The sequence below is a fragment of the Streptomyces blattellae genome (assembly GCF_009709555.1).
In the GTDB taxonomy this organism is placed as follows: domain Bacteria; phylum Actinomycetota; class Actinomycetes; order Streptomycetales; family Streptomycetaceae; genus Streptomyces; species Streptomyces blattellae.
On record NZ_WJBG01000147.1, the window covers coordinates 18,780 to 44,239 of the forward strand.

Sequence of the window (25,460 nt, forward strand, 5' to 3'; positions counted from 1 at the left end):
CGGAGACCCTGCTGGAACCAGCCGCGATGCGAGGACATCCCGTTCTTCCCGGTGAATCCGTCCTATGAGCCCCATCTGCTCCAGGACTGCGACGGCGAGGGACAATCGGTCTCAAGCGATGATGTGCTGGGGGACTGCCAGGTCCTCGCTGGCGAAGAGGAGGGTCAATGCCTGCGGATCGTCCTTGGAGCAGGCATCGGCGACCGCGTCGATGAGCCGGTCGTAATCGGGTCCGGTCTCGCCCTCATAGGCGGCGGTCATGCGGCCCCACTCGTCCCAGTTCAGGGTCTCCTGCTTGCAGAGCGAGGCGAGGTCACGGACGACGTTGCCGCTGATCTCATGCGGCCCCCAGGCGTGATCGGTGCCGACCACCCCGAACGTGTACGGATCGATCATGCCGTTGCGGTATTGGACCCACGCCTCGCCGCCGGTGAGGAACTCGCCCGGAGCGAGGTCGTCTAAGTGATCGACGAGGTTCCTGCCGAGGTGTTCGGTGTCGACGCGCACCCATCGGCGCTGGGCATCGTCCCAGTACTCGGTGATCCAGTGGTCGAAGCCGCGCCCCTCCTGGAAGTAGGTGCCGAAACCGCAGCGGGCCCGGGAAGCTACACCTCGCGCCCGCAGGATCGCGCAGGCGATGGTGGCGAAGTGACGGCAGGTGCCGACCACGCGCGTCTCTGGCGTGCGGGGCTGGTGCAGTGGAGCAGGGTCCAAGGCGGTCAGTGCGGTGATCAGTTCGCTGACCGGGCGGATGTTCTTCTCCGCGATCCGGTCCTCGGCAATCCCCAACGCCATGGCGTCCGCAGGCTGGATGACCAGGCTCTGAACGGCGGTGCAGATGCCCACGGGGTCGCGTGGCAGTCCATCGATGAGTGGGAGTTGCGTCGTATCCAGGGTCGTGAAGGGCCCGGGCTGCGCGTAGTTGAGCACGTCGTCGGTCATAACCGGGCATCGTAGGGACCCGGTCTGACATCTGGACCGGCCCAGCCGGACGATCGTTGGTGGCTGCGCTGCATCGACTCTTCCGCCGACGAGGACCTGACGCGCTGCCGCTTGTCGCCGCGACGGTCGATCTGCTCGGCGACTCTGTCGGCGTGCGCGTGGAGCGCGCCGTGCAGGAGGCGGGCGAGAAGGCCTGGTTCCTTGCTCGGGCTCGGGATGACACGCAGCGCGTGAGCTCGCAGGTGTCGAGTCTGGCGCTTCTGACGGCATGCACCGGGCGCTCGTCAGCATCCTCCCTGATGCCGATCCAGCACCATAGTCGGCCAGCCGGGCGTGCAGCAGAGATTCGATGGGAGACGCGATGCACTGCCTTCAGCAGTGGTGCGGCAAGAGCAGCCTGGCCCGTGTGTACGCAGCCATCAACTCAGGAGAATGACCGCAGTGGACGGACAGATCGAAGTCGAACGAAAGCGGGAACTGGCCGACGGCGGGGAGGCCCTGGCGCGGTTGCTGACCGGTCTCAGCTGGACGCCCGACGCGTCCGTGATGGAGGTGGACACCTACTACACCCGCCCGGACGTCGACTTCATGAAGACCGTCGAATGCCTGCGGGTGCGACGGCGCGACGATTTCTCAGAGATCACTTACAAACCGCCGTCCACTCCGGCCACCCACAGCACCGACAGCGTGATCTCCAAGCCGGAGACGAACGTGCATCTTGTGCCCGACCACGCGGAACGGGCGGACCAGCTCCTGGAGAACATCGGGATGCGGCGTCTGGTCCGTGTAGAGAAGCACCGGACGACCTACCGGCACCCGGCGCATCCGGGAGTATCGGTAAGCATCGACATGGTGGCCGGTGTCGGTGCCTTTGTGGAGACTGAGGTCATCAGCAGGGACGCAGCTGCGGCGGCGAGGACCGTGGCGGACACCGAGAGGCGCCTGGGCGTGGCCGACCTTCCGGTCGTCGATCTGCCGTACCGCGACCTCGCCCTCAGCCACACACCTGCGTGACCCCCGTAGCCAGTACGGCCTCACCGCCCGCCGAGCCGAAAAGCCCGGTCAGCTCAGGCTCTTGCCTGCCCAGCGGTGCCGTTTCCCGGCCAGCCACTCGGCGAGGTTCTCCCCGTCGTCACCCGCCCAGATGATCCCGATGCACTCGGTCCGCCCCCCCCCGGTCCCCGAGCAGCCGCGGCCCGCGTACGCCTTCCTGGCAGGTTCGGCCTCCTCCAGCGGGACTTCGTTCACGTACCGCTACCTCCGGCGCGCGCGTCTTCGAGAGCCGCCATGATCTCGGGCGAGTTCCTGATCAGCACCCTGTGCCGGTAGGCCCGGACCACGGCCGCGGCGCCCCGCGAAGTCGTTGGTCGGGGCGGCTCCTATGGCGGCCGCCAGTTCCTCCTCGAACCGTTCCCTGTCGCCCGGGAAGCCATAGCGGCTCAGGGCACTGCGCAGGTCGTCCACGGTGCGGATCTGCGGCAGGGGCATCGCTCCCCAGCCGTGCTCCGGCTGTGCGCTCATGATCAGCTCCTGATGAACGGGCAAGGCTCCACACCCCAGTATGGCCCTGCTCACCACGCCCCCGCCCCGCCTCCGCACTCGGCCCACAGCAGCTTGCCGCCCCTCGACGCGCCCAGCTCGCGGAGCACCGAGGCGCCTGTCGCGTCCGCGCAGGCCTGGACGAGGGGCAGTCCACGGCCGTGCTCGGTGTCCAGTGCGGGTGGAGGGTTCGGGCGGGCGAACCCGGGTGGTACGCGTGGGTCGGTGTCCCATACGGCCACTCGAACCCCGTCGACGGTGAGCGCCGGACAGACTCGGAGGGCGTACGGACCTCTGGTATGGCGGTGCGAGTTGGTGAGCAGTTCCGTCGCCAGCAGTTCTGCCGTGGCGGTTGCTTCGGGCATCTCGTGGGCGGCGAGAATGAGTCGGAGAGCGCCTCGCGCGATACCCGGTGCGCGTGGATCGTGCGGAAGGTGCAGGGTGTAGTTCCAGCGCGGGGATACGGTGGCCATCGGAAGTCTCCGGTCGCTGAGGGGAGTTGAACGATGCCCGGTGTCTGTGCCGTGGCGTCCCACGGTGCGCTTCCGGGCGCGGCGCCTGATTGAGTAAGCTACCGGCTCGCCATTTAATACATTTCCCATTACGGCAATCGCATGAGCTTTTCCCTCGTGTGAGTGACACCAACGCGCGGCTTCCCAAGGAGAGTTGACCCATGGCGCCCAAGACCGCCACGACCGCCCGCCGCCTCCGTCTCGGCACGGAGCTGCGCAGGCTTCGTGAACGAGCGGGTCTGTCCGTCACCGAGGGGGCACGTCGACTCGGCGTCAGCCAAGCGCAGCTCAGCAACATCGAGGCCAGCCGATTCGGTGTGAGCGCGGACCGTCTGCGTGCCCTGGCCCGCATCTACCGCTGTTCCGACGCCGCGTACCTCGACGGTCTCATCGAGCTGGCCGGTGAGCGGAAGGGCGGTTGGTGGGAGACGTTTCGGGAGGTGCTCCCGGCCGCACTGCTCGACCTGGCGGAGATCGAGCACCACGCCGTACGGCTCCAGGCGGCCAACACGGCACACATTCCGGGCTTGCTCCAGCTCGCCGACCACGCCCGGGCGATCTATGAGCAGGCCGTACCCGAGTTCAGCCGCCGAGACATCGAGCTCCGGGTGAATCACCGGCTCCAGCGCCAGGCGCTGCTGGACCAGGACAACCCGGTGCCGTACCAGGCCATCATTCACGAAGCGGCACTCCGCGTACCTGTGGGCGGCACGTCGGTCGCCACGCGCCAGCTGAAGCACCTGCTGGCCCAAAGCGAGCGCTACGGCATCACGATCCAGGTGATCCCCTTCGCCATCGGGGCCTACCCGGGTTCCGGCCAGACGTTCCTCTACATCCACGGTCCTGTCCCCCGGCTCGACACGGTCTCCCTGGACCAGTCGCACGGCCCCGCGCTGGTCGATGCCGAGACCGAACTGGACACGTACCGGAATCTGCTGAACCGCATGGAGTCCGTAGCGCTGCCCCCGGAGAAGACCCGGGACTTCATCCGCAATCTGGCCACCGAACTGTGAGAGGACCCGCATGACCGCCTACGCATGGCAGAAGTCGTCCTACTGCGCACAAGGCGAATCCTGCGTCCACATATCCGCCACCACTCCCGCCACCATCCACGTCACCGAAAGCACCGACCCGGCCCAAGCCGTCCTCACCACCGGCCCCGTCGCCTTCGCCGCCCTGCTCGGCGCGCTGAAAACCGCGCACATCACCCAACACTGAGGTCCGCCACGACCGCCGCATGGCCGGATGGCCATACGCCGTCCACGGGACCGTCGCCCGCGCGCCGTACGCCGCGTACATGGCCGAGTCCGCCGGGGCCGGGAGGGCCGGCGTGGATGTAGTCGATGCGGGCGCTGGGGGCCAGAACGGCGGCGGCGTAGGGGTTCGACGTGTCCCAGGTGGCGGAGGGGGCGTTCGGTTCGGCGTACTCCCAGGTGTCGTAGAGGACTTGGCCGGGGACGGCGGGGGCGGTGCGGTAGCCGCCGAAGAGGCGGATCTCGTCCGAGTCCGGGAGGGCGTTGAAGTCGCCGGTGACGACGGGCGGGAAGGGGGTGCCGCCGCGGTACTCCGCTACGAACTCGGCCAGCGCTCCGACGTGACGGCAGCGCACGGCCGAGGCGTGGAGGGCGGAGGTGAGGTGGGTGGTGAAGAAGGGGATGTCGTAGGAAGGGGTGGCCAGGCGGGCGTACAGGGCCAGGCGGCCGTCGGCTACGTCGGTGGGGGCGGGCAGGGGCAGCACGGCCTGGTCGGCGACGGGCCAGCGGCTGAGTACGGCGTTGCCGATGCCGACGCTCGGGTCCCCGATCCTGCGCTGCCACCGTTCGGGCGCGGGCGAGGGTCCCCAGGCCCAGTGCAGGCCGAGTTCCCCGGCCAGCCACTCGGCGAGGTTCTCCCCGTCGTCACCCGCCCAGACCTCCTGCAAGCCGACGACATCGGGGCACAGCTCGCGCGCCACCCACCACCGCCTTCCCTGGTGGGGTCGGGATTGCCCACGGTGCGGGTGGATCTGGAGGCGCCGGAAACCGGACGGTGACCGCCAGCTGGTGACGTGGCCGAGGCGGGGCGTGCGCGCATCGCACGGAGGAGATGTCACACAGTGCCATGACCAACTGTATGATGGCAACATGACGGTGAACATGACGATGAGCCTGCCCGATGAGGTGGCCGCCTTCGTGAAATCGAAGGGCAACGCCTCGGCCTACACGGCCCGCATACTGCGACGGCAGATGCTCGCCGAGGAACTGGAACGGTCCGCGCGGCTGCGCGCCGAAGCCGGGATCGTGACGACGGTCGGCGAGCCGGACGAGAGCGAGGAGGACACCTTGGAGCGGTGGGGCCGGGTGGCGGGCCGGTGAAGCGCGGGCACATCTACGAAGTGACTTTCGCCGGGGGGCCCGCGCACGTCCTGGTGATCTCTTCCGACGCGCTCAACGAGCAGAACAAGTGCGCCACCTGCGTACTGCTCTACCCCCAGCAACTACGCGAGGCCACACTCGTCGACATCCCCGTCACCTCGCCCTCGACCGGCACCATCGTGCTCGGCGAGTTCCGCACGCTGTCCAACGTCCGCTTCACCCAGGATCTGGGCCCTGTGGACGAGCGCGTCATGGAAGCAGTGGAGATCGGGCTCCGCGCCGTGTTCGACCTGTAACACCATGCACGGACGCTCGGGACCCGTCCCACCGGCGGCGCGGTACAACCGCCGCATGGGACACACCACGAAGACGACGGGGGGAGCGACCAGGCGTGCAGCCGCTCGCTCCCGCAACATGATCATGGGCTCGGTCGCTCTCGCTCTGGCCGTGTCGGGTGTCGCGGCCAATTCGGCGGCGGCAGCGGACACGCAGGCCATCTCCTATCCCTCGCGCCTGAAGAAGTGCGCCGACCTCGACTGCAAGGTCACGATCAAGAAGGGTGAAGGGTTCAAGGCTCACCGGTTCTGGATCAAGCGCGTCACCTTCCCGAAGATCAGCAAGAACAACATCGAGATCAAGGCCTACGGCAACGGCACCGAAATGGTCTGCGGAGGCAACGCGCCGCTGCGCTGCACCATCAACGGCGTCGACTTCACGGTCAAGGACGTCCGCGGCAACACGGCCCGGACAGTTCGAATCCACCCGTAAGCAGACATCCGTGAGCAGACATCCGTAAGCGGATATCCGTAAGCAGACATCCGTACGCGGACATCCGTACGCGGAAACCTGCAAACAGACACCCGTAAACAGCCCCTCAAAGCGCCGGGTGCCGGCCAGCGCTACCGCGTGAGCCGGCGCCCGGCCCGTGTGCGGATGCGAGCGAGCGCCACCCCGGCCGCCGTCACAGCGACCACAGCCACCCCGGCCACCGTCACAGCGACCACCGCCACCCCGACCACCGTCACCCCGGCCACACGATCGCCTGCACCTCGCTGTACGCATGCAGCGCGTACGAGCCGACGTCCCGGCCCACCCCGCTCTTCTTGAAGCCGCCGAAGGGTGCCTCCATGTTCCGGCCGACCGTGTTCACACCCACTCCGCCGGCCCGTAGCTGCCGGGCGACCCGGAAAGCGCGGGCCACGTCCCCGGACCAGACGTAGTCGATCAGGCCGTAGTCGCTGTCGTTGGCGAGGGCGACTCCCTCTTCCTCCTCGTCGAAGGGGAGGACGCAGACGACCGGGCCGAAGATCTCCTCCCGGGTCACGCGCATCGCGGGGGTGCAGTCCGCGAGGAGGGTCGGGGGGACGTAGAAGCCGCGGTCGTACGGGGGGCGTTCGCCGCCCGCCACCAGGGTGGCGCCCTCCTTGCGGCCCAACTCGACGTACGACTCCACCCGGTCCCGGTGCTCCGCCGAGATCACCGGGCCGACCACCGTTCCCGGCTCCCGGGGGTCCCCGACCTTCAACCGGCCCGCATAGCCCGCCAGTTGCTCCACCAGCCGGGCGTACACGCCGCGTTGCGCCAGCACTCGCGTCGGTGCCGTGCAGATCTGGCCGCTGTAGAAGGAGAAGGTGGTCCCGATGCCGGCCACGGCCGAGCCGAGGTCCGCGTCGTCGAAGACGAGCGCCGCGCCCTTCCCGCCCAGCTCCATCAGCCGGCGTTTCATGTCCCGCCCGCACACCTCGGCGATGCGCTGCCCCACGGCGGTGGAGCCGGTGAAGCTGACCATGTCGACGTCGGGGGACGAGACGGCCGCCTCGCCGACCTCCACCGACCGGCCGCACACCACGTTCACCGCGCCCGCCGGAACCCCGGCCGCTTGAAGCGCCTCCGCCATCCGGAACACCGACAGCGGGTCCTGCGGGGCGGGTTTCACGACGACCGTGTTGCCCATGGCCAGGGCGGGGGCGATCTTTCCGGCCGGGTTGGCCCAGGGGTTGTTGTAGGAGGTGATGCAGGTGACGACGCCGACGGGCTGGCGTACGGCGAGGGCGCCCATCACCGCCGCCTTCCCCATCGGGCCCGCTTCGTTGATCTGCGGCGGGATCGCCCACTCGGTCGGTTCGGCCTTCGCGTACCGGCGGAAACGGGCCGCGCCGACCCCGACCTGCATGCCGTACGCCGTCCCGGTCGTCGCCCCCGTCTCCGCCTGGGCGAGGCGGGCGTACGGCTCCAGCCGGCCGCGGATGATGTCCGCCGCCCGCGCCAGCACCGCCGCCCGCTCCTCCGGAGTCGTACGCGACCACGGGCCGAAGGCCTCGCGGGCCGCGGCGGCGGCCGCGTGCACCTGATCCCGCGAGGCCTCCGGCGCCCACCCGACGTTCTCCTCCGACGCCGGGTCGATCACCTCGTAGTGGCCGCCGTCCGGCTCGACCCACCGGCCGTCGATGAACAGCCGCTGCCCGTCGGTCACTTGGTGCTCACCGTCGCCGTGTCCCGCCCGGACCGCAGCACCTTCCCCGGCACCGCCCCCGTCACCACGTCGTCCCGGATCGCCTCGACCCCGTTGACCCACACGGCCCGCACCCCGATCGCCCTGGAGTCCAGCCGCGGACTGTCACCCGGCAGGTCGTGCACCAGGGTGGCCTTGCCGGCGTCGATCCGTTCCGGGTCGAAGAGGACGAGGTCCGCATGGAAGCCCTCCGCCACCCGGCCCCGCTCCCGCAGCCCGAAGAGCCGCGCCGGGTCGTCGGTCAGCATCTTCACCGCCTGCTCCAGCCCGGCCAGCTTCCGGCCGCGCAGACAGTCCCCGAGGAACCGGGTCGTGTACGGCGCCCCGCACATCCGGTCCAGATGCGCCCCCGCGTCCGACCCGCCGAGCAGCACGTCCTCGTGCCGCCAGGCCTCCGCCCGCATCGCCCAGGACGCCGGGTCGTTGTCGGTCGGCATCGGCCACAGCACCGTACGCATGTCGTCGGCCGCACAGATCTCCACCATGCAGTGGAAGGGGTCCTGGCCGCGTTCCGCCGCGATGTCCGCCACGACCCGCCCGCTCAGCCCGCGGTTCGCCTCGCTGTACGTGTCGCCGATGACGTACCGCCCGAAGTTCGTCAGCCGCCGGAAGACACCCGCCTCCTTGCTGCCCGCCCGCTGAAGCATCTCCGCCCGCACCCCGGCGTCCCTGAGCCGCGCGATCCGCTCCGGCACCGGCAGCCCCAGAACCGGCCCCCACCCGGGGATGAGGTTCAGGGCGCAGAACGTGCCGAGGGACATGTTCATCGGCGTGAGGATCGGCATGGTCAGCGCGACGACCCTGCCGCCCGCCTTCCGGGCACGCTCACTCGCGACCAGCTGCCTCGGCACCCGCTCCGGGACGGCGGAGTCGATCGTCAGCACGTTCCAGTTCAACGGCCGCCCCGCCGCCGCGCTCATCTCCACGAAGAGGTCTATCTCCGCGTCGCTGAACTGATCCAGGCAGCCGGCCACGATCGCCTCGATCTGCGTGCCCTCGTGCTCCCCGACCGCCTGGGAGAGCGCCAGCAGCTCGGCGGGGGTCGCATGCCGGGAGGCGACGGGCTGCCCGTCCCCGTCGGAGTGAGTGGAGGACTGCGTGGACGAGAAACCCCACGCACCCGCGTCCATCGCCTCATGGAACAGCCGCAGCATGGCGGCCAGTTGCTCCTCGGAAGGCTGCCCGCCCACGGCATCCGGTCCCATCACGTACCGGCGCAGCGCACAATGCCCCACCATAAAGCCCGCGTTGACGGCGATACGCCCATCGAGGGCGTCCAGATACTCACCGAAGCCACTCCAGCTCCACGGCGCTCCTTCCTCCAGCGCCACCAGCGACATGCCCTCGACCTTGGACATCATGCGGCGGGTGTAGTCGGCGTCCTCGGGGCGGGAGGGGTTGAGGGGCGCGAGCGTGAACCCGCAGTTCCCGGCCGCGACGGTGGTCACCCCGTGGTTCAGGGACGGCGTCGCGTACGGGTCCCAGAAGAGCTGGGCGTCGTAGTGGGTATGGGGGTCGACGAAGCCGGGGCAGAGGACGAGTCCGGAAGCGTCTTCGACGGTCCGGGCATCCTCGGTAGCAGTACCGATGACGGCGATACGACCGTCTCGTATGCCCACGTCCGCCGTGTACCCCGGCGCCCCCGTCCCATCGACGACGGTCGCGCCTTTGATGACGTGATCGAGCATGAGCCTTGCCTCCTTGAACTCCCGGCGAGTGGAGATACTTGAGGGGCACCACAGACGACCCGCACCCCGCGACGGCGACTACGCGGCAGCCCGGAACCGGGACGTCCGATGAACAGGATCCGTATCGATCTTCGGAATCACGTGCTCCCCGATCAGCCGAATCGTCCGCAGCGTCTCCTCCTTCGGCACCCCCACCGGCAACCCGAACGACAGCTGATCCGCCCCCGCCTGCTCCCACCGCTTGCACTGGGTCAGCACCTCGTCCGGATCGCCGCAGATCAGCAACTCCTCCTCGATGAGCACCTCCACGAACTCCGCGGTGTACTCGGGAAGCGTCTCGGGCCAGACCGGGAACCCCTCCGGCCGCGGAAACGTGTCGTGGTACCGGAAGACCAGCGAGGGCAGATAGTGCAGCCCGCCGTTGACGGCGGTCTGGATCGCCTCGGCGTGCGTGGGCGCGCAGATCGCCGTCGTCGTCACCATCACGTTGTCGTTCACGAAGTCCCCGACGGGCTCCGCGTCCACGACGGCCGTCTTGTACTGCTCAAGGACCCACTCCATGTCGGAGACCTTCTGCACGCTGAACCCGAGCACACCGAGCCCCTTGCGGGCAGCCATGGCGTACGACGGCGGCGAGCCCGCCGCGTACCACATCGCGGGGTGGGACTTCCCGTACGGCTTCGGCAGGATCTTCCGCGGCGGCAGCGACCAGTGTTTGCCCTGGAACCCGGCGTACTCCTCCTGGAGCCACATCTTCGGGAACTCGGCGATGGTCTCTTCCCAGATCTCCTTGGTGTGGTTCATGTCGGTGATGCCGGGGAGGAACCCGAGGATCTCGTGCGACCCGGCGCCCCGCCCGCTGCCGAACTCGAAGCGGTTGCCGGAGAGATGGTCGAGCATGGCGACCTTCTCGGCGACCTTGACCGGGTGGTTGACCTGGGCCAGGGGGTTGAAGATCCCGGAGCCGAGGTGGATCCGCTCGGTCGCGTGGGCCAGATACCCCAGAAACACGTCGTTGGCGGAGAGGTGCGAGTACTCCTCCAGGAAGTGGTGCTCGGAGGCCCAGGCGTACTTGAACCCGGACCTGTCGGCCTGGATGACGTACTCGGTCTCCTCCATCAGCGCCTTGTGCTCGGCCAGCGGGTCGGTCTCGGCTCGCTTGCCCACATATCCCTGTACAAAGAGCCCGAATTCCAAGGAGGTTCACCGTCCCCAGTCGTTCCTGACGCTCCGTCAGATTCTTGATCTGCCGCCGACTGTGGCACCGGGCGCAGACACCGTCAATAGCTGACGGCCAGTCAGATGGCGGAGACGCCCGCGAGCCAGCCACCGTCGATCACGAACGGCTGCCCGGTGATGTACGAGGAGTCCTCCGACGTCAGGAAGAGGGCCAGCCGGGCCACCTCGTCCGGCCTGCCGATCCGGCCCAGCGGGACGAGCCTGCGGTACAGCGCGTCGACGGCCCCCGCCTCGGCCTCGGCGCCCGGATTGCTCATGGGGGTGTCGACGGCACCCGGGCACACGGCGTTGACGCGGATCCCCTTCGGGGCCAGCTCCAGCGCGGCCACACGCGTGAGGCCGACGATCGCGTGCTTGGTCGCGCTGTACGCGCCGACGTACGCCATGCCGGTCAGGCCCGTGTACGAGGCGGTGTTGACGATGGTCCCGCCGCCGGCCGCCCCGATCTCGGGGGCCACGGCCTTGATGCCCAGGAAGACGCCGACCTGGTTGACGCGCACCACGTTCATGAACTCGTCGAGGGGGGTGTCGACGAGGGAGTTGAAGCGCAGGATGCCGGCGTTGTTGACGAGTCCGTCGATCCGGCCGTACTCCGCCTTGGCCGCGGTGACGGCGGAGCGCCAGTCGGCCTCCTCCCCCACGTCGAGGTGGACGTAGCACGCGCCGATCTCCTTGGCGAGGGCCTCGCCCTGGCCGTCGAGGACATCGGCGACCACGACCTCGGCCCCTTCCGCCCGGAACAGGCGGGCCTCCTGCTCGCCCTGACCACGAGCGGCGCCGGTGACGAGGATGACACGTCCGTCGAGCTTGCCCATGCGGATCCCCTTCGCGGTGTGTTGGTTGGGCCAGCGTAACGGCCTATCTGACGGAGCGTCAGATTCAGGTCGTGCGATTACGGAAGCAAAACTTCAAGTGACCAACGAGTAGGGATATTTGACTCTGTCGGTAAGCGGTGCGGGACCCGATGATTCTCCAGTCGAACCAGAGACCAGCCCCCAGGGAGAGGACCGAGCATGGCGAAGAGGCGGTACAAGAACAGGAAGGTCCGATACATCGCGATCGGGGCTTCACTCGTGACAGGCGCGGCCGTCGCAGCCATTCTGCTGCCTTCGGCCAATGCCGCCGACGAGCAGCCGACGGCGGAGCAGATCATCGAGATGTGCAACCGGACCGAAGTGCTCAACGGAAAGCCGCAGTCCATCTCCGACTTCGGCGGCCATCCCGTCGCCGGTCCCAGTTTCGCCTCCGACACCTGTGACTACGTCGAGACGGGTTTCGAAACCTTCGACGGCCCCACGGAGAAGGTCACCGTCGACTTCCCGAACTGCGAGGAGAACGCCACCGACCCGGCGACGGTGACCACCGAGTTCTCGAGAACGGTGGCCCAGGGCCAGGGCAAGTACACCTTGACGCAGCAGGGCGCCACCGGTGGCCTCTTCGGAGTCCTGAGCGGCTCCTGGGTGGAGCACGAGGGCACGCTGGAGATGGACATCGAGTCGGCCACCGCAAGTGAGTCGGAACAGCGGGAAGTTCCCGTCGGCAAGGTCATGCATGTGACATTCACACCGAAGATGCAGCGCATGACCGGCGAATGGCGCGTGCATATCGACGCCGTACCCGGCAGCACCACCTCCAACCCGAGGCCCGAGCAGAACTATGTGGCCGAGGAAGTCGTCGAGGGGCCGGCCATCCTGCCGGGCGCCGCGGGCGCTCCCGGACTCGCGGACGGCACCACCAAGGTCGTACTGGAGGACTGCTGACCGCCGGCCGCCCCCACCGCACGCTTTCCCCCGACAACCCTTGCAGGAGACATACATGGCACGCACCGGGCGCAACGGCAATCACCGCAGCAAGAAGAAGCGCATCACCCTCACCCTCGCGCCGATCGCCGCCCTCGGACTGGCCGTTCCGCTGATGTACAGCGCGGGTGCCGCCACCCCTGACGAGGTGTCCGCGGACTGCAGCGCGGACTCGGACAAGCTGGAGAACTGCGAGTTCGTCGACGTGCAGGTCAAGAGGAACAGCCTCGGCCCCAACGAGCGGGTCACCAGCGTCAGCGACAACTGCGGGAGCACCAGCGAGGCGACCAAGTCCTTCAGCGGAACCGCCTCCGCGACCCGCATCATCCAACTGGAGAACGGATCCCAGGTCGACGGCAGTACGAAGCTGGGCAGCTCCGTCTTCGAGGTCGGCGTCAAGTTCCTCACGCTGGAAATCAACATCCAGCGTGACGACACCACATCGTCCTTCTCCTTCACCCGGAGCGACACGGTGAAGGCCGACCACATCGCCTTCTTCATGTGGTCCCACAAGCGGTCGGACGTAGGCGGATACCTGCGGGCCACCTACAAGGAGGAGCAGGACGGCCAGAAGGTGTTCTTCTCCCCCAGTGAGGGAGGGAATACCGTCCACGTCTTCTATCCGCAGCTCCTGCCGAGCGGCACCCCGGACGGCCGCCTCTGGCTGCGCAATGTGAAATGCGGTACACCGGAGGCCGACGGCATTCTCAACAACCAGAACAGTATCCGCGCCGAACCGGGGTTCGGTGAGGGGGGCGACAATGTGACCGATGTCGAGATCCCGCTGTCGGAGATCACCGTGGAGTGACGTCGGAGATCACCGTGGAGTGACGTCGGAGATCACCGTGGAGTGACGAGAAGTAAATTACGGAGAGAATCGGCCGGTGTAAAAGCGGCCACCGGCTGATTCAATCCGGTCGAGTCCCCGTGGAGACACGGGGACTCGACCTTGTGGACGTCTTCCCAGACATTCTCATACGCGAAGACGGGAAGCCGGGAATCAGAAGAATCAGAGGAATCAGAGGAATCAGAGGACTTCAGAGTCACACATGAGTCGCCGGTCCCGCTCCCAGCCACCTCAGGACCGCCTCCGTACTGCCGCGGGCGTCCAGCTTGGCGTAGATGTTGCTGAGGTTGTTGCGGATGGTTTTCTCGGTCAGTCTTAATCTCAGGGCGATCTCCTGCGCGCCAAGCCCGGTCGACAGCAGCTCGATGACCTGCTGTTCGCGCGGCGAGAGCAGTGCACGGAGCCGCTCCGTCGGGTCGCTGGCTCCGCACGCCGCCCGCCGCGCCCCCTCCCGCAGGGCGGCACACGCCACCGGCGAGAGGTAGGTGTGACCGACCGTGGCCGCGGTGACCGCCGAGGACAGCATGCAGGTGCAGTAGTCGTCTTCGACCAGGTAGCCCGCCCCGCCCCGGAACACCGCGACGACCGCCTCGGCGTCCCTGCGCGGACTGACCACGATCACCGGCGGACCCGTGTTGCCCATGGCCCGCTGAAGCTCCGGGAACGAGACCGTCGGGTCCTCGCACCGCAGCACGACGACATCGACCGCCGCCTCCCGGACCTCGCCGTAGGGCGGGCCCACCGGTAACACCCGGCCCACGTACGGGTCGTCGGGGCCCGGCCAGTCCCCGTGCGGCCAGGTGCCCTCGGCGCACGCGAGGGCGACGGACAACCTGTCACTTTCAATGTCGCTGTCGCTGCCAATGTCACTGTCGCTGCCAATGTCACTGTCGATGGCCGTGGACGAGGTCTTCGCCGGGCCGGCCTGCCAGAAGGTTCGGACGTGCTTGTGCTTGGGCCTGTGCCGCTGCCTGGGGGAACGCACCTCACGAGTCCTTCCGCCGAAGTCGTGACCTCCTTACATACGCGCCCCGGCGCCTGCATGCTCAAACATTCAATGATCGATGCCCCGGCCTCTTTCCCATCCCTTCTCCAGCAGCGGCCCCACCTCGGCACCGAACAGGCCCATCTGGTCGACGAGTTCGCTCCGGCTCCGGCTGCGGAACCGCACCTGGATCTGGTCCACCCCCATCGCCGCGTACGCCCGCAACGACTCGGCGAGTGCCTCCGGCTCCCCGCTGAGCGTGCGCCGCCCGACGTCCCACCCGGGCTCACCGACGTAGAGCGGCTCGGCGATGGCGCCGACGGTGAACGGCTCCTCGACTCCCGCGTCCCCTCTGATCCTCAGCACCGTGGCGATCTGCTCCGGCAAACGCTCACGCGGGTCTCCCTGCGGCAGCCACCCGTCCCCCTTCAGCGCGGCCCGCCGTACGGCCGCGGGCGAGGAGCCGCCGACCCACACGGGGACCGAGGGCTGCACGGGCCGGGGCCGCTGCCCGAGCCCCTCGAAGTCGTACAACTCCCCGTGGTGCTCGGGGAATTCTTCCGCCCCCAGCGCCGCCCGCAACGCGTCGACCGTCTCGTCGAGTACGGCCCCCCGCCGCCGGAAGTCCACCCCCAGCGCCTCGAACTCCTCCCGCACGTGCCCGGCCCCGACCCCGAGGATCAGCCGCCCCCCGCAGAGGTGGTCGAGCGTGGCGTACTGCTTGGCGGTGAGGAGCGGGTGCCGCAGCCCGACCACGGCCACATGGCTGAGCAGCCGGACCCGCTCGGTGACCGCCGCCAGGAAGGCCAGCGTGGCGACCGGGTCGTACCACACCGTGCTCATCGCGGACGCGAGCCGGCGCGGGATGGCGACATGGTCGCAGCAGGCGAGGTAGGCGAAGCCGGACCGGTCGGCGGCGCGGGCGATGCAGGCGAGGTCCTCGGGCCCCGCGGCCGCCTCCCAGGGTTCGGCGTAGATCGCGCTCTGGGACTGGACCGGGAGCTGGATACCGTACTTCATGCACCGCTCCACAGGCCCTCGGGGGTCAGCCCCAGCAGCTCGATCGCGTTGCGCCGCACGATCCGCTCCACGACGTCCGCCGCCAGGTGCCCCATCTGCGTCTCGCCGACCTTGCGGGACTCGGGCCAGGTGGAGTCGGAGTGGGGGTAGTCGGTCTCGTACAGGACGTTGCCCACGCCGATGGAGTCCAGGTTCCTGAGCCCGAAGGCGTCGTCGAAGAAGCAGCCGTAGACGTGCTCGGCGAAGAGCTCGGACGGCGGCCGGTGGACCTTGTCCGCGACGCCGCCCCACCCCCGGTTCTCCTCCCACACCACATCGGCGCGCTCCAGGATGTAGGGGATCCAGCCGATCTGCCCTTCCGCATACATGACCTTCAGCCCCGGGAAGCGCTCGAACTTGCCGCTCATCAGCCAGTCCACCATCGAAAAGCAGCAGTTGGCGAAGGTGATGGTGGAGCCGACGGCGGGCGGGGCGTCGGCGGAGGTGGAGGGCATACGGCTGCTGGAGCCGATGTGCATGGCGACGACGGTGCCGGTCTCGGCGCAGGCGGCGAGGAAGGGGTCCCAGTCGTCGGTGTGGACGGAGGGCAGGCCGAGGTGCGGGGGTATCTCGGAGAAGGCGACGGCACGGACGCCACGGGCGGCGTTGCGCCGTACTTCCGCCGCCGCCAGCCCGGCGTCCCAGAGGGGGATGAGGGTGAGCGGGATGAGCCGGCCCTGGGCCGCGGGCCCGCACCACTCCTCCACCATCCAGTCGTTGTAGGCCTGCACGCACAGCAGCCCCAGCTCATGGTCCCGGGCTTCCGTGAAGGTCTGCCCGCAGAAGCGGGGAAAGGTGGGGAAGCAGAGGGCGGACTGGACGTGGTTGACGTCCATGTCGGCGAGGCGGGCGGGGACGTCGTACGACCCGACGCGCATCTGCTCGTACGTGATCACCTCCAGCTTGATCTCGTCCCTGCTGTAGCCGACGGCCGTGTCCAGGCGGGTGAGAGGCCGATGCAGATCCTCGTAGATCCACCAGTCGCCGATCGGTCCGTCGTCACCGCCCGGGGTGCCCATGACGGGCTTGAAGCGGCCACCGAGGAAGGACATCTCCTTCAGTGGCGCGCGGACGACGCGCGGTCCGATGTCCAGGTACTTCTTCGGAAGCCGGTTCTGCCACACGTCCGCGGGCTCCACGGTGTGGTCGTCGACGGAGATGATCAGGGGAAACGTCGTCTCGGTGTCCATGTCCGCCACGGTAGCGCTGATCTGACGATGCGTCAGCTACGGCGGAGTGGCCACCATCTTGCGAAGGGCGCGTGAGGGACTTGTGACATCCCGCGCGCCTGCGTGTGATCGGTCTCTCCACAGCTGACGCATCTGCCGGAACAAGGCAGACTGGCGGGGATGTAGACGGGTCCTAGGGGGACTGCGATGGACGGGGTACCGCCAGTGCCGGAGCGGAGGCGTCCCGGCTCCTCGACAGATCGGGCGGAGCCGACAGACGCGGCGGAGCCGGTCTCGGCGGCGCTGCGCTTCGGTGTGCTCGGACCGGTGCGCGCCTGGCACGGCGAGGAACCGCTGGCCACCGGGTCCCCCCAGCAACGCGCCCTGCTCGCCGCCCTCCTCCTCCGCGAGGGCCGCACCGCGACCGCGGCCGAGCTGATCGACGCCCTCTGGGGCGAGGAACCCCCGTCCCAGGCCCTGGCGGCCCTGCGCACCTACGCCTCCCGCCTGCGCAAGGTGCTGGACCCAGGCGTCCTGGTGAGCGAGTCCGGCGGCTACGCGATCCGGGGCCTGCCGGACGGCTCCCTGGATCTCACGGTCGCCCAGGACCTGGCGGCCGAGGCGGAGAAGGCGCGCAACGCCGGGGAGTTGTGCCATGCGCGGGAGGTGCTGGGCCGGGCGCTGTCGCTGTGGGACGGCGAGGTCCTGGCGGGGGTACCCGGCCCCTACGCGGAGGCCCAGCGCGTACGCCTGGAGGAATGGCGCCTGCAACTCCTCGAATGCCGCCTGGACATGGACCTGGAACAGGGCTGCCACGCGGAGAGCGTGTCGGAACTGACGGCCCTGACGGCGGCGCATCCGCTCCGGGAGCGTCTGCGTGAGCTGCTGATGCTGGCGCTGTACCGCTCGGGCCGCCAGGCGGAGGCACTCGCGGTGTACGCGGACACGCGGCGCCTGCTCGCCGACGAGCTGGGCGTCGACCCGCGCCCGGGCCTGAGCGAACTCCAGCAGCGCATCCTGCGGGCGGACCCCGGCCTGACCGAGCCGTCGGCACCGGTGACGGAACCGGCCGCCGTCCCGGTCCGTCCTGCACAACTCCCCGCGACCGTCTCCGACTTCACGGGGCGGGCCTCCTTCGTCACCGAGCTGAGCGAGGTACTGGCCTTGGCGGAGGGCCGCGAGGGCCGCGTGATGGCGGTCTCGGCGGTGGCCGGGATCGGCGGCGTCGGCAAGACGACCCTCGCCGTGCATGTGGCACACCAGGCACGGGCGGCCTTCCCGGACGGCCAGTTGTACGTGGACCTGCAGGGCGCGGGAACCAGGGCTGCCGAGCCGGAGACCGTACTGGGCTCGTTCCTGCGGGCGTTGGGCACACCGGACTCCGCGATCCCGGACTCGCTGGCGGAGCGCTCGGCGCTGTACCGGTCCGTGCTGGACGGGCGGCGCGTGCTGGTCCTGCTGGACAACGCACGGGACGCGGCACAGGTACGTCCGCTGCTGCCGGGGACGGAGGGCTGCGCGGCCCTGGTGACGTCGCGGGTTCGTATGGTCGATCTCGCGGGCGCCCACCTCGTCGACCTGGACGTGATGTCGCCCGACGAGGCGCTGTCGCTGTTCACGAAGATCATGGGCGAGGAGCGGGTCGCCGCCGAGCGAGAGGCCGCCCTGGACGTCGTCGCGGCCTGCGGCTTCCTGCCCCTGGCGATCAGGATCGCGGCATCACGGCTGGCGGCACGCCGCACCTGGACGGTGTCGGTGCTGGCGGCGAAGCTGGCGGACGAGCGACGGAGGTTGGACGAACTCCAGGCCGGCGACCTGGCGGTGAAGGCGACGTTCGAGCTGGGCTACGGCGCCCTGGAACCCGCCCAGGCACGGGCGTTCCGGCTGCTGGGCCTGGCCGGCGGGCCCGACATCTCGCTGGCGGCTGCGGCGGCGGTGCTGGACCTGCCGGTGGAGGACACCGAGGACCTGCTGGAGTCCCTCGTCGACACGTCGCTGCTGGAGTCGGCGGCTCCCGGCCGGTACCGGTACCACGACCTGGTGCGGCTCTACGCGCGTGCATGTGCGGAGAGGGACGAGTGGCCGCCGAGTGAGCGGGGCGCTGCGATGTCCCGGTTGCTGGACTTCTACCTGGCCACGGCGACGGGGGTTTACGCGATCGAGCGGCCTGGGGACCGGCTGGTGGATCACCTTGAGGCCACCGACTACCCGGGGCTGCGATTCGAGGACCGGCACAAGGCGCGGGACTGGTTGTACTCCGAAGCCCATGCGTTGCTCGCGTTCATCCAGCAGTGCACCGGGGCCACCGTGCTCCGGCGGGCGGTGGATCTGCTGTGGGCGGTGAAGGATCTCGCCGAGTCGGGCGCCAACTCCAAGCAGTACGAGACCGTCGCAGTCACGCTGCAAGGTGCGGCCGATCGGGCCGGGGACCCTCAGGCTCTGAGCCGGGCGCTCACGACGCTCACCAACGTCCACCTCGTGGCCGGACGCTTCAGCGCGGCGGACGACGCAGCACGACGTGCCATGGAGCTGGCCCACACCGTGGACGACCTGGCACCGAGGTGCTGGGCCGCCAACGACCGCGGCATCATCGCGCTCTATCAGAAGCGTTACGCGGATGGTGAGGCGTATCTCCGGCAGGCCATCGACAGCTTCCGTCAGGACGAGAACCTCGCCGGAGAAGCCAGCGCACTCTGCAACCTCTCGCGTATCCACCTTGCCTTGGGCCGGGTCGGCAGCGCGGTGGAACTCGCACAGCAGGGCATCGCCATATACGACCGCCTCGGCCACGCACTGCGCGGCGCCAACGGCCGCTACGCCCTGGGGATGGCGCTGACCGGCCAGGGCGGACTGAGCGCGGCTGTCGACCGGCTCACCGAGGCCCTGGAGGTGTTTCGCGACAGCAGGCAGCGGCTCTGGGAGGGGATGACGCTCTTCCGGATGGCCGAAGCACATCTCGCGGCGCGCAGGCCCGCCAAGGCCGCGGCTCTGGCGGAGCAGGCACAGGCCGTCCTGCGCGGCATCGGCGGTGAATGGCGCCGAGGCAACATCCTCACCGTCCTCGGCCGCGCGCTGAGCGACCTGAACCAGACCGGCCGGGCGCGGGCCTGCTGGCACGAGGCCCTCTCCATCTTCGACTCGCTGGATTCACCAGAGGCCGCCGAGGTGCGGCTCCTGCTCACGCCCGCGGCAGCCGCCTGAGCCCCCGCGGCGCGTTCATCGTTCGTTTATCGCGCCACGGCAGTGTGGGCCTTGTCGATCCGTCGTGTCGGGGGCAGACGGGTCAGCGGTGATCGTCGCCGCTAGGGTGTACGGCCCTGACCTGCCCGTCCGGCGGCCCGCGGGGGAGCTGCCGGACGGGCAGCTCCCAGCTGTCAACGGGGAGTTGCGAGTCCATGAGCGAAGCCAAGAAGGACACCGTGGCGAAGCCGCTCGACAACCACGCCACGGATGTCACGGACGTCACCACGCAGGACCACGTCACCGATGAGATCACCACTCTCTCCGACCACGCGACGGGCGACACGGTGAGGCCGCTCGACAACCACGCGACGGGCGAACCGGCCTGAACAGGCCTGAACAGGCCTGACCCCACACCGGCCCCACACCGGGACACACGTGCGTCGGCCGCGGCTGCGGGGGGGGGAAGCCGCCGCGGCCGACGCACGTCACGATGAGGTTGTCCACAGGCGCGAAGCGGCATGTCGTGTCCTCCACGACACTGTTGCCGTGGAGACCAGGGACGATTTGAGGGCGCTCGTCGAGGAGGGTGTGCTGCTCACCTCGCGTGCGCTGGAGGCCGGGTGGTCCAGAAGCTCGCTGTCCCGGCGGCTGGTTTCGGAGTCCTGGACCCGGATCCGGCAGGGTGCCTGGGCCGAGCCCGGGAGGGCGATCGACTTCGGTGTACGGCTGAGCGCGACCCGGCTTCTGCATCCCCGGCTCGTCGTGAGTCACCACTCGGCGGCTCGACTCCAGCGGATCGAGACGCTGGACACGGATCCGCCCGGCCTCGTCGAGTTCATCGACCCCGCCCTCGGTTCTCATCGGCGCGTCCCCGGCGTACGCGTGCATCGCATCCCCGTCGACCCGGCCGACGTCGACGAGCGGCAGGGCGTGCGCGTCACCGAGGTCGCCCGCACCCTCGCCGACCTCCTCCGGGCCGGTCCGAGGAACCACGCCCTGGTCTCCGTGGAGTCCGCGCTCGGCTGTCGCAGAGTGGGCGGTGTGCGCCGTACGCCGCTGGTCACCCCGGCCCGCCTCGCCCTCGCACTCGAAGCCCCGCTCCTCGGCGCCGTCAGGGCACGGCGGTGGCTGAGGCTCGTCGACCGCGGCTCCGGCTCCCCCGCGGAGACGGTCGCCCGCCTGCACATGCTCGACGCGGGCCTCCGCCCCGAGACGCAGGCCGAAGTGCGCACGCGGGACGGCCGCCGCCGTTACCTCGACTTCCTGTTCCGGCCCGAGGGCCTGGCCGTGGAGATCGAGGGTTACGCCTACCACGGCACCCGCGACGCCCACCGCCGGGACCTGACCCGCTTCAACGAGATCCACCAGTGCCCCGAAGTCCGCACCCTCCTCCGCTACACAGCCGAAACCGTCTTTTACCACCCCACCCGCATGACCACCGAAATCCACGCCACCCTCGCGCGCCAGACCTGAGGGATCGGTGCGTTTGTCCCACACCGGGCCTCTGCTTCCTGCGCACTTCCGTCCATGGACGGGACAAACGCACCGATCCCCCAGCCATCCAACTACCTCAGCGGAGGTTGCGCTTCAGGAGCTTTCCGCTGGCGTTTCTCGGTAGGTCGGGGACGAACTTCACCGCCCTGGGCACCTTGTAGTTCGCCATCTCGCGCCGCGCCCATGCGATCAGGTCGTCGCCGGTGGTCACCGACCCCGGCCGCCGCACCACGTATGCCTTCCCGACCTCTCCCAGCCGTGTGTCCGGTACGCCGATCACCGCGACGTCCGCCACATCGGGGTGCAGGCCGAGGAGTTGCTCTATCTCCGCCGGGTACGCGTTGAAGCCGCCGACGATGAACATGTCCTTGATGCGGTCCGTGATGCGCAGGTTGCCCTCGCCGTCCAGCACGCCCACATCGCCCGTCCGCAGCCACCCGTCCTCGCCCAGCACCTCCGCCGTCGCCGCCTCGTCCCCGTAGTAGCCGCGCATCACGTTGAACCCGCGGACCAGGACCTCGCCGGGCTCGCCGAGCGGGGCCTCGACCCGCACCTCCGTGCCGGGGATCGCCCGCCCGGACGTCGACGCGATCACCGGTAGCGGGTCGCCCCGCCGGCACATCGTCACGATGCCGCTCGCCTCCGAGAGGCCGTAGGCGGTGAGTACGGTCTCCACGCCCAACTCCCCGTGCAACCGCTCCACCAGGCGCAACGGCACCACCGCCGCGCCCGTCACCACCAGCCGCAGCGCCGAGAGGTCGTAGGTGTCGCGGGAGGCGTGGTCCAGCAGGGACTGGTGGAGGGTGGGCGGTCCGGGCAGGACCGACACGCGTTCCGCCGCGATGTTGGCCAGTGCCGTGTCGACGTTGAACACCGGCTGCGGGATCATCGTCGCGCCGCGCATCAGGCAGGCGATCACGCCCGCCTTGTAGCCGAAGGTGTGGAAGAAGGGATTGACGATCAGGTAGCGGTCGCCGCGCCTGAGTCCCGCGAGATCGCTCCACACTTCGTACGCCCGCAGCGTCTGCGCGTGTGTGATCACCGCGCCCTTCGGGCGGCCCGTCGTACCGGACGTGAAGACGATGTCCGACGGCCAGGAACCGTCCACGGCCGTCGAGCGCGCCCGCACCTCGGCCGGCTCCACGCCTTCGCCGCTCGCCAGGAAGTCCTTCCACGTACGGAAGTCGGCGGGCGCGTCGTCCGACAGCACGACCACCTGCGCCAGCTCCGGCAGGCCCGGCCCCTCCGCGACCGCCCGGCGCAGCGATGCCACGTAGGACGTCCCGAGGAACGTCCCCGTCACGAACAGCAGCCGCGTCCCGCTCCTGCGCAGCACATCCGCCGCCTCCACGCCCTTGAAGCGGGTGTTTACGGGGACCAGCACCGCCCCGGCCGACACCGCGCCGAGCGCCGCCACGATCCAGTCGAGGGAGTTCGGGGCCCAGATCGCGACCCGGTCGCCGGGCTCGACCCCGTTCGCCATGCAGGCCGCCGCCGACCGCTCGACGCGGGCGCCCAGTTCGGCGTACGAGATCCGGGTGCGGCCCTCCACCACCGCCTCGTCGTCCGCGTACCGCTCGGCGGCGGACCGGACGAGTCCCGGAACGCTGCCCCACTCCAAGTCACCGCGCACAACAGCCTCCCGGACCGAAACCAGTACCCGAACTCCTAGCTGACTGCCCGTCAGATTAGTTGTAACCTGACGGTCTGTCAGCCACCACCAAGTCACCGCCAAGTCACCGCCAGGTCACCGCATCGAACCGCGTGGAGGTGTGCACATGGCCGGGCTCAAGGACGCCACCGCCGTCGTCGGCATCGGGCAGACCCCCTTCGCCAAGCACCTCCCCGACGACGAGCGGACCCTCGCCTGCCGTGCCGTCCTCGCCGCCCTCGACGACGCGGGCATCGCCCCCGGCGAGGTCGACGCGCTCGCCTCGTACACGATGGAGGAGACGGACGAGGTTGAGCTGGCGAAGGCCGTCGGGCTCGGTGACCTCACCTTCTTCAGCAAGGTCGGGTACGGCGGCGGCGGTTCCTGTGCCACCGTCGCCCATCTCGCCGCCGCCATCGCGACCGGACAGGCCACCGTGGGCGTGGCCTGGCGGTCCCGGAAGCGCGGCAGCGGACCGCGGCCGTGGACCGACACCGCCGTACAGCTGCCGACGCCCGCGCAGTGGACCCGTCCCTTCGGCCTGCTGCGGCCCGCGGACGAGATAGCCGTGCTCACCCGCCGCTACATGCACGAGTACGGCGCGACCCGCGACCATCTCTTCAACGTCGCCCTCGCCTGCCGCAACCGGGCCAACCAGAATTCCGCCGCGATCATGTACGACCGCCCCCTCACCCGCGAGATGTACATGACCTCCCGCTGGATCAGCGAACCCCTCTGCCTCTTCGACAACTGCCTGGAGACGGACGGGGCGTTGGCGTGCGTCATCGTCAGCAGGGAGCGGGCCCGCGACTGCCGGCACACCCCCGTCTACGTCCACTCCGCCGCGCAGGGCCTGCCCGCCCAGCACCACGGCATGGTCAACTACTGGAACGACGACCCGCTCACCGGCCCGGCCCACGCCACCGCCCGGCACCTGTGGAAGCACGCCGACTTCACCCCGCAGGACGTCGACGTCGCCCAGATCTACGACGCGTTCACGTCCCTCATCCCGCTCTCCCTGGAGGGCTACGGCTTCTGCGGGCGCGGCGAGGGCGGGGCGTTCACGGAGGGCGGCGCGCTGGAGATCGGCGGGCGGCTGCCGCTGAACACCGGGGGCGGCGGGCTGTCCGAGGCGTACGTGCACGGCTTCAACCTCATCAACGAGGGCGTGAAGCAGCTACGGGGCACGAGTACCGCCCAGGTGCCGGGGGCCGCCACCTGCCTGGTCACGGCGGGCGAGGGGGTTCCCACGTCCGCCCTGCTGCTGAGGAGCTGACGCGCATGCTCACCCCCGTCACCGACGCCGACGGCGCCCCCTTCTGGCGCTACGCCGCCCACGGCGAACTCCGCGTCCAGGCCTGCGCCGACTGCGGCGAACCCCGCTTCCCGCCCCGCCCCTGCTGCCCTGACTGCCAGTCCTTCGCGAGCGAGTGGCGGCAGCTCGGCGGGCACGGGCGCATCTGGTCGTACGTCGTCCCCCACCCGCCCCTGCTGCCCGACTACGCGGCGCAGGCGCCGTACAACGTCATCGTCGTCGAACTCGCCGACGCGCCCCGCATACGCCTCGTGGGGAACCTGGTCACTCAGGCCGGGGCGCCGCTCAACTCCCTCTCCCCCGACCGCATTCGCATCGGCGCCAAGGTGCAGGTCGTGTTCACCGGCACCGGCCTGCCGCAGTGGATCCTGGAGCGCCCATGAGCCTCACCCGCACGACCGACAAGGACACCGGCGTCGCGGTCGTCACCCTCGACCGGCCGGACCGGCTCAACGCTATCGATCTGGCCATGGTCGCCGAACTGCACGATGCCTGGGGGGAGTTGCGGTTCGACGACTCGGTGCGGGCCGTCGTCCTCACCGGTGCCGGGGAGCGGGCGTTCTGCACCGGGATCGACCGGGACTCGGTCGTGCCGCAGCCGGACTCGCCGTACATGACGGACGATCCGCTGCTGCGTATCGGGCCGAAGGCGAACGACCTGTGGAAACCGGTGATCGCGGCCGTGCGGGGCATGGCCTGCGGCGGCGCCTTCTATCTCCTCGGCGAGTCCGACTTCCTCGTCGCCGACCGGACCGCCACGTTCTTCGACCCGCACACCGGGTACGGGATGGTCAGCGCGTACGAGTCGGTGCTGATGGCACAGCGGATGCCGTACGGGGAGGCCGCGCGGATGGCGCTGATGGGGACCGCCGAGCGGATCTCCGCCCAGCGCGCCTACGACATCGGGCTCGTCTCCGAACTCACGGAACCTGGAGGGGCGTTGGCGGCGGCGACCGAGTGCGCCACGGTGCTCGCCGGGTACCCGGCGCAGGCGGTCCAGGGGACCGTACGGGCGCTGTGGGCGGCCCGGGAGGGGGTCGTGGCCCAGGGGTTCGCGCAGGCGCCGTATCTCGTCGCGCTCGGCAATCTGCCGGGCGAGCGGCAGGCGGAGCTGTTCGCCGGGCGGCGGGGCGGGGAATTCCGGCTGCGCTGAGCCGACGCCACATGACGGT

The 25,460-nt window shown here is 69.6% G+C and carries 27 protein-coding genes; 14 read left to right on the forward strand and 13 right to left on the reverse strand.

Features of this window, described 5'->3' with window-relative positions:
- Window positions 1-111: 111 nt before the first annotated feature.
- Window positions 112-942 (reverse strand): transglutaminase-like domain-containing protein, encoded by an 831-nt coding sequence (locus GFH49_RS15990; RefSeq protein WP_155056551.1) that lies wholly within the window; start codon window positions 940-942, stop codon window positions 112-114.
- A 432-nt stretch (window positions 943-1,374) separates the two neighbouring features.
- Here GFH49_RS15990 and cyaB point away from each other — a divergent pair, with 432 nt between their 5' ends.
- Complete coding sequence (gene cyaB / locus GFH49_RS15995; RefSeq protein WP_155056552.1) at window positions 1,375-1,956, forward strand: class IV adenylate cyclase; 582 nt, start codon at window positions 1,375-1,377, stop codon at window positions 1,954-1,956.
- 48 nt (window positions 1,957-2,004) lie between these two features.
- On the opposite strand, the gene GFH49_RS16000 is transcribed toward cyaB, so the two are convergent.
- From GFH49_RS16000 to GFH49_RS16010, 3 genes are read right to left on the reverse strand one after another with little or no spacing between them, the layout of a single operon-like run.
- The gene (locus tag GFH49_RS16000; RefSeq protein ID WP_155056553.1) at window positions 2,005-2,190 is read right to left on the reverse strand and encodes a hypothetical protein; all 186 of its coding nucleotides are present in this window, start codon (window positions 2,188-2,190) and stop codon (window positions 2,005-2,007) included.
- 6 nt (window positions 2,191-2,196) lie between these two features.
- On the reverse strand, window positions 2,197-2,463 hold the full coding sequence (locus tag GFH49_RS16005) for a hypothetical protein (RefSeq protein ID WP_155056554.1): 267 nt from the start codon (window positions 2,461-2,463) through the stop codon (window positions 2,197-2,199).
- Between the two features lie 50 nt (window positions 2,464-2,513).
- Entirely contained in the window at window positions 2,514-2,954 is a 441-nt protein-coding gene (locus tag GFH49_RS16010; protein WP_155056555.1) for an ATP-binding protein, read from the reverse strand.
- A gap of 200 nt (window positions 2,955-3,154) precedes the next feature.
- On the opposite strand from GFH49_RS16010, the gene GFH49_RS16015 reads away from it, so the two are divergent.
- Together GFH49_RS16015 and GFH49_RS16020 are read left to right on the forward strand one after the other, a co-directional pair.
- A complete protein-coding gene (locus tag GFH49_RS16015) occupies window positions 3,155-4,006 on the forward strand; it encodes a helix-turn-helix domain-containing protein (protein WP_155056556.1) in 852 nt (283 codons plus the stop codon).
- A gap of 10 nt (window positions 4,007-4,016) precedes the next feature.
- Complete coding sequence (locus GFH49_RS16020) at window positions 4,017-4,211, forward strand: DUF397 domain-containing protein (protein ID WP_155056557.1); 195 nt, start codon at window positions 4,017-4,019, stop codon at window positions 4,209-4,211.
- Here the strand turns inward: GFH49_RS16020 and GFH49_RS16025 are convergent.
- The gene (locus GFH49_RS16025; RefSeq protein WP_230396318.1) at window positions 4,198-4,947 is read right to left on the reverse strand and encodes an endonuclease/exonuclease/phosphatase family protein; all 750 of its coding nucleotides are present in this window, start codon (window positions 4,945-4,947) and stop codon (window positions 4,198-4,200) included. The two genes, GFH49_RS16020 and GFH49_RS16025, sit on opposite strands and share 14 nt — an antisense overlap.
- 169 nt (window positions 4,948-5,116) lie before the next feature.
- Here GFH49_RS16025 and GFH49_RS39385 point away from each other — a divergent pair, with 169 nt between their 5' ends.
- Genes GFH49_RS39385 through GFH49_RS16035 form a run of 3 tightly spaced genes read left to right on the forward strand, consistent with a single transcriptional unit; the run spans window position 5,117 to window position 6,115 of the window.
- Window positions 5,117-5,347 (forward strand): hypothetical protein, encoded by a 231-nt coding sequence (locus GFH49_RS39385; RefSeq protein WP_196218008.1) that lies wholly within the window; start codon window positions 5,117-5,119, stop codon window positions 5,345-5,347.
- The gene (locus GFH49_RS39390; RefSeq protein ID WP_196218009.1) at window positions 5,344-5,643 is read left to right on the forward strand and encodes a type II toxin-antitoxin system PemK/MazF family toxin; all 300 of its coding nucleotides are present in this window, start codon (window positions 5,344-5,346) and stop codon (window positions 5,641-5,643) included. Before GFH49_RS39385 ends, GFH49_RS39390 begins: the two co-directional genes overlap by 4 nt.
- 55 nt (window positions 5,644-5,698) lie before the next feature.
- Window positions 5,699-6,115, forward strand: coding sequence for a hypothetical protein (locus tag GFH49_RS16035; RefSeq protein WP_155056560.1), 417 nt, complete (start codon window positions 5,699-5,701; stop codon window positions 6,113-6,115).
- A 253-nt stretch (window positions 6,116-6,368) separates the two neighbouring features.
- Here the strand turns inward: GFH49_RS16035 and GFH49_RS16040 are convergent, their stop codons facing one another.
- The 4 genes from GFH49_RS16040 to GFH49_RS16055 all read right to left on the reverse strand — a co-directional run bounded on the left by GFH49_RS16040 (window position 6,369) and on the right by GFH49_RS16055 (window position 11,601).
- A complete protein-coding gene (locus GFH49_RS16040) occupies window positions 6,369-7,820 on the reverse strand; it encodes an aldehyde dehydrogenase family protein (protein WP_155056561.1) in 1,452 nt (483 codons plus the stop codon).
- Complete coding sequence (locus tag GFH49_RS16045) at window positions 7,817-9,583, reverse strand: N-acyl-D-amino-acid deacylase family protein (protein ID WP_521969809.1); 1,767 nt, start codon at window positions 9,581-9,583, stop codon at window positions 7,817-7,819. Before GFH49_RS16045 ends, GFH49_RS16040 begins: the two co-directional genes overlap by 4 nt.
- 42 nt (window positions 9,584-9,625) lie before the next feature.
- Entirely contained in the window at window positions 9,626-10,744 is a 1,119-nt protein-coding gene (locus GFH49_RS16050) for an LLM class flavin-dependent oxidoreductase (protein WP_155056563.1), read from the reverse strand.
- 101 nt (window positions 10,745-10,845) lie between these two features.
- On the reverse strand, window positions 10,846-11,601 hold the full coding sequence (locus GFH49_RS16055) for an SDR family NAD(P)-dependent oxidoreductase (protein ID WP_155056564.1): 756 nt from the start codon (window positions 11,599-11,601) through the stop codon (window positions 10,846-10,848).
- 198 nt (window positions 11,602-11,799) lie between these two features.
- Between GFH49_RS16055 and GFH49_RS16060 the strand changes: the two genes are divergently transcribed.
- Entirely contained in the window at window positions 11,800-12,546 is a 747-nt protein-coding gene (locus tag GFH49_RS16060; RefSeq protein ID WP_196218010.1) for a hypothetical protein, read from the forward strand.
- A gap of 55 nt (window positions 12,547-12,601) precedes the next feature.
- Window positions 12,602-13,393 (forward strand): hypothetical protein, encoded by a 792-nt coding sequence (locus GFH49_RS16065; RefSeq protein WP_155056565.1) that lies wholly within the window; start codon window positions 12,602-12,604, stop codon window positions 13,391-13,393.
- Between the two features lie 235 nt (window positions 13,394-13,628).
- On the opposite strand, the gene GFH49_RS16070 is transcribed toward GFH49_RS16065, so the two are convergent.
- The 3 genes from GFH49_RS16070 to GFH49_RS16080 form a co-directional block, all read right to left on the reverse strand.
- Window positions 13,629-14,264 carry a response regulator transcription factor gene (locus tag GFH49_RS16070; RefSeq protein WP_328288281.1) on the reverse strand — a complete coding sequence of 212 codons (636 nt, stop codon included), beginning with the start codon at window positions 14,262-14,264 and terminating at the stop codon, window positions 13,629-13,631.
- Between the two features lie 222 nt (window positions 14,265-14,486).
- Window positions 14,487-15,437, reverse strand: coding sequence for an LLM class F420-dependent oxidoreductase (locus tag GFH49_RS16075; RefSeq protein ID WP_155056566.1), 951 nt, complete (start codon window positions 15,435-15,437; stop codon window positions 14,487-14,489).
- Window positions 15,434-16,666, reverse strand: a complete 1,233-nt coding sequence (locus tag GFH49_RS16080) for an amidohydrolase family protein (RefSeq protein WP_196218011.1) — start codon at window positions 16,664-16,666, stop codon at window positions 15,434-15,436. The genes GFH49_RS16075 and GFH49_RS16080 overlap by 4 nt, the downstream gene beginning before the upstream one ends.
- A gap of 186 nt (window positions 16,667-16,852) precedes the next feature.
- On the opposite strand from GFH49_RS16080, the gene afsR reads away from it, so the two are divergent.
- The 3 genes from afsR to GFH49_RS16090 all read left to right on the forward strand — a co-directional run bounded on the left by afsR (window position 16,853) and on the right by GFH49_RS16090 (window position 21,301).
- On the forward strand, window positions 16,853-19,846 hold the full coding sequence (gene afsR, locus GFH49_RS16085) for an SARP-family global regulator AfsR (RefSeq protein ID WP_155056568.1): 2,994 nt from the start codon (window positions 16,853-16,855) through the stop codon (window positions 19,844-19,846).
- 194 nt (window positions 19,847-20,040) lie between these two features.
- Window positions 20,041-20,214: a co-regulatory small protein AfsS gene (locus GFH49_RS39395; RefSeq protein ID WP_196218012.1), complete on the forward strand. Its 174-nt coding sequence runs from the start codon at window positions 20,041-20,043 to the stop codon at window positions 20,212-20,214.
- A gap of 160 nt (window positions 20,215-20,374) precedes the next feature.
- Entirely contained in the window at window positions 20,375-21,301 is a 927-nt protein-coding gene (locus GFH49_RS16090; protein WP_230396320.1) for a hypothetical protein, read from the forward strand.
- A 97-nt stretch (window positions 21,302-21,398) separates the two neighbouring features.
- On the opposite strand, the gene GFH49_RS16095 is transcribed toward GFH49_RS16090, so the two are convergent.
- Entirely contained in the window at window positions 21,399-22,955 is a 1,557-nt protein-coding gene (locus GFH49_RS16095; protein WP_230396321.1) for a FadD3 family acyl-CoA ligase, read from the reverse strand.
- Window positions 22,956-23,100: 145 nt separating this feature from the next.
- On the opposite strand from GFH49_RS16095, the gene GFH49_RS16100 reads away from it, so the two are divergent.
- The 3 genes from GFH49_RS16100 to GFH49_RS16110 are packed head-to-tail and all read left to right on the forward strand — an operon-like array spanning window position 23,101 to window position 25,441.
- Entirely contained in the window at window positions 23,101-24,249 is a 1,149-nt protein-coding gene (locus GFH49_RS16100) for a lipid-transfer protein (RefSeq protein WP_155056569.1), read from the forward strand.
- A gap of 5 nt (window positions 24,250-24,254) precedes the next feature.
- Window positions 24,255-24,671 carry a Zn-ribbon domain-containing OB-fold protein gene (locus GFH49_RS16105; RefSeq protein WP_155056570.1) on the forward strand — a complete coding sequence of 139 codons (417 nt, stop codon included), beginning with the start codon at window positions 24,255-24,257 and terminating at the stop codon, window positions 24,669-24,671.
- Window positions 24,668-25,441 carry an enoyl-CoA hydratase/isomerase family protein gene (locus GFH49_RS16110; protein ID WP_155056571.1) on the forward strand — a complete coding sequence of 258 codons (774 nt, stop codon included), beginning with the start codon at window positions 24,668-24,670 and terminating at the stop codon, window positions 25,439-25,441. The genes GFH49_RS16105 and GFH49_RS16110 overlap by 4 nt, the downstream gene beginning before the upstream one ends.
- The last annotated feature ends 19 nt before the right edge of the window (window positions 25,442-25,460 follow it).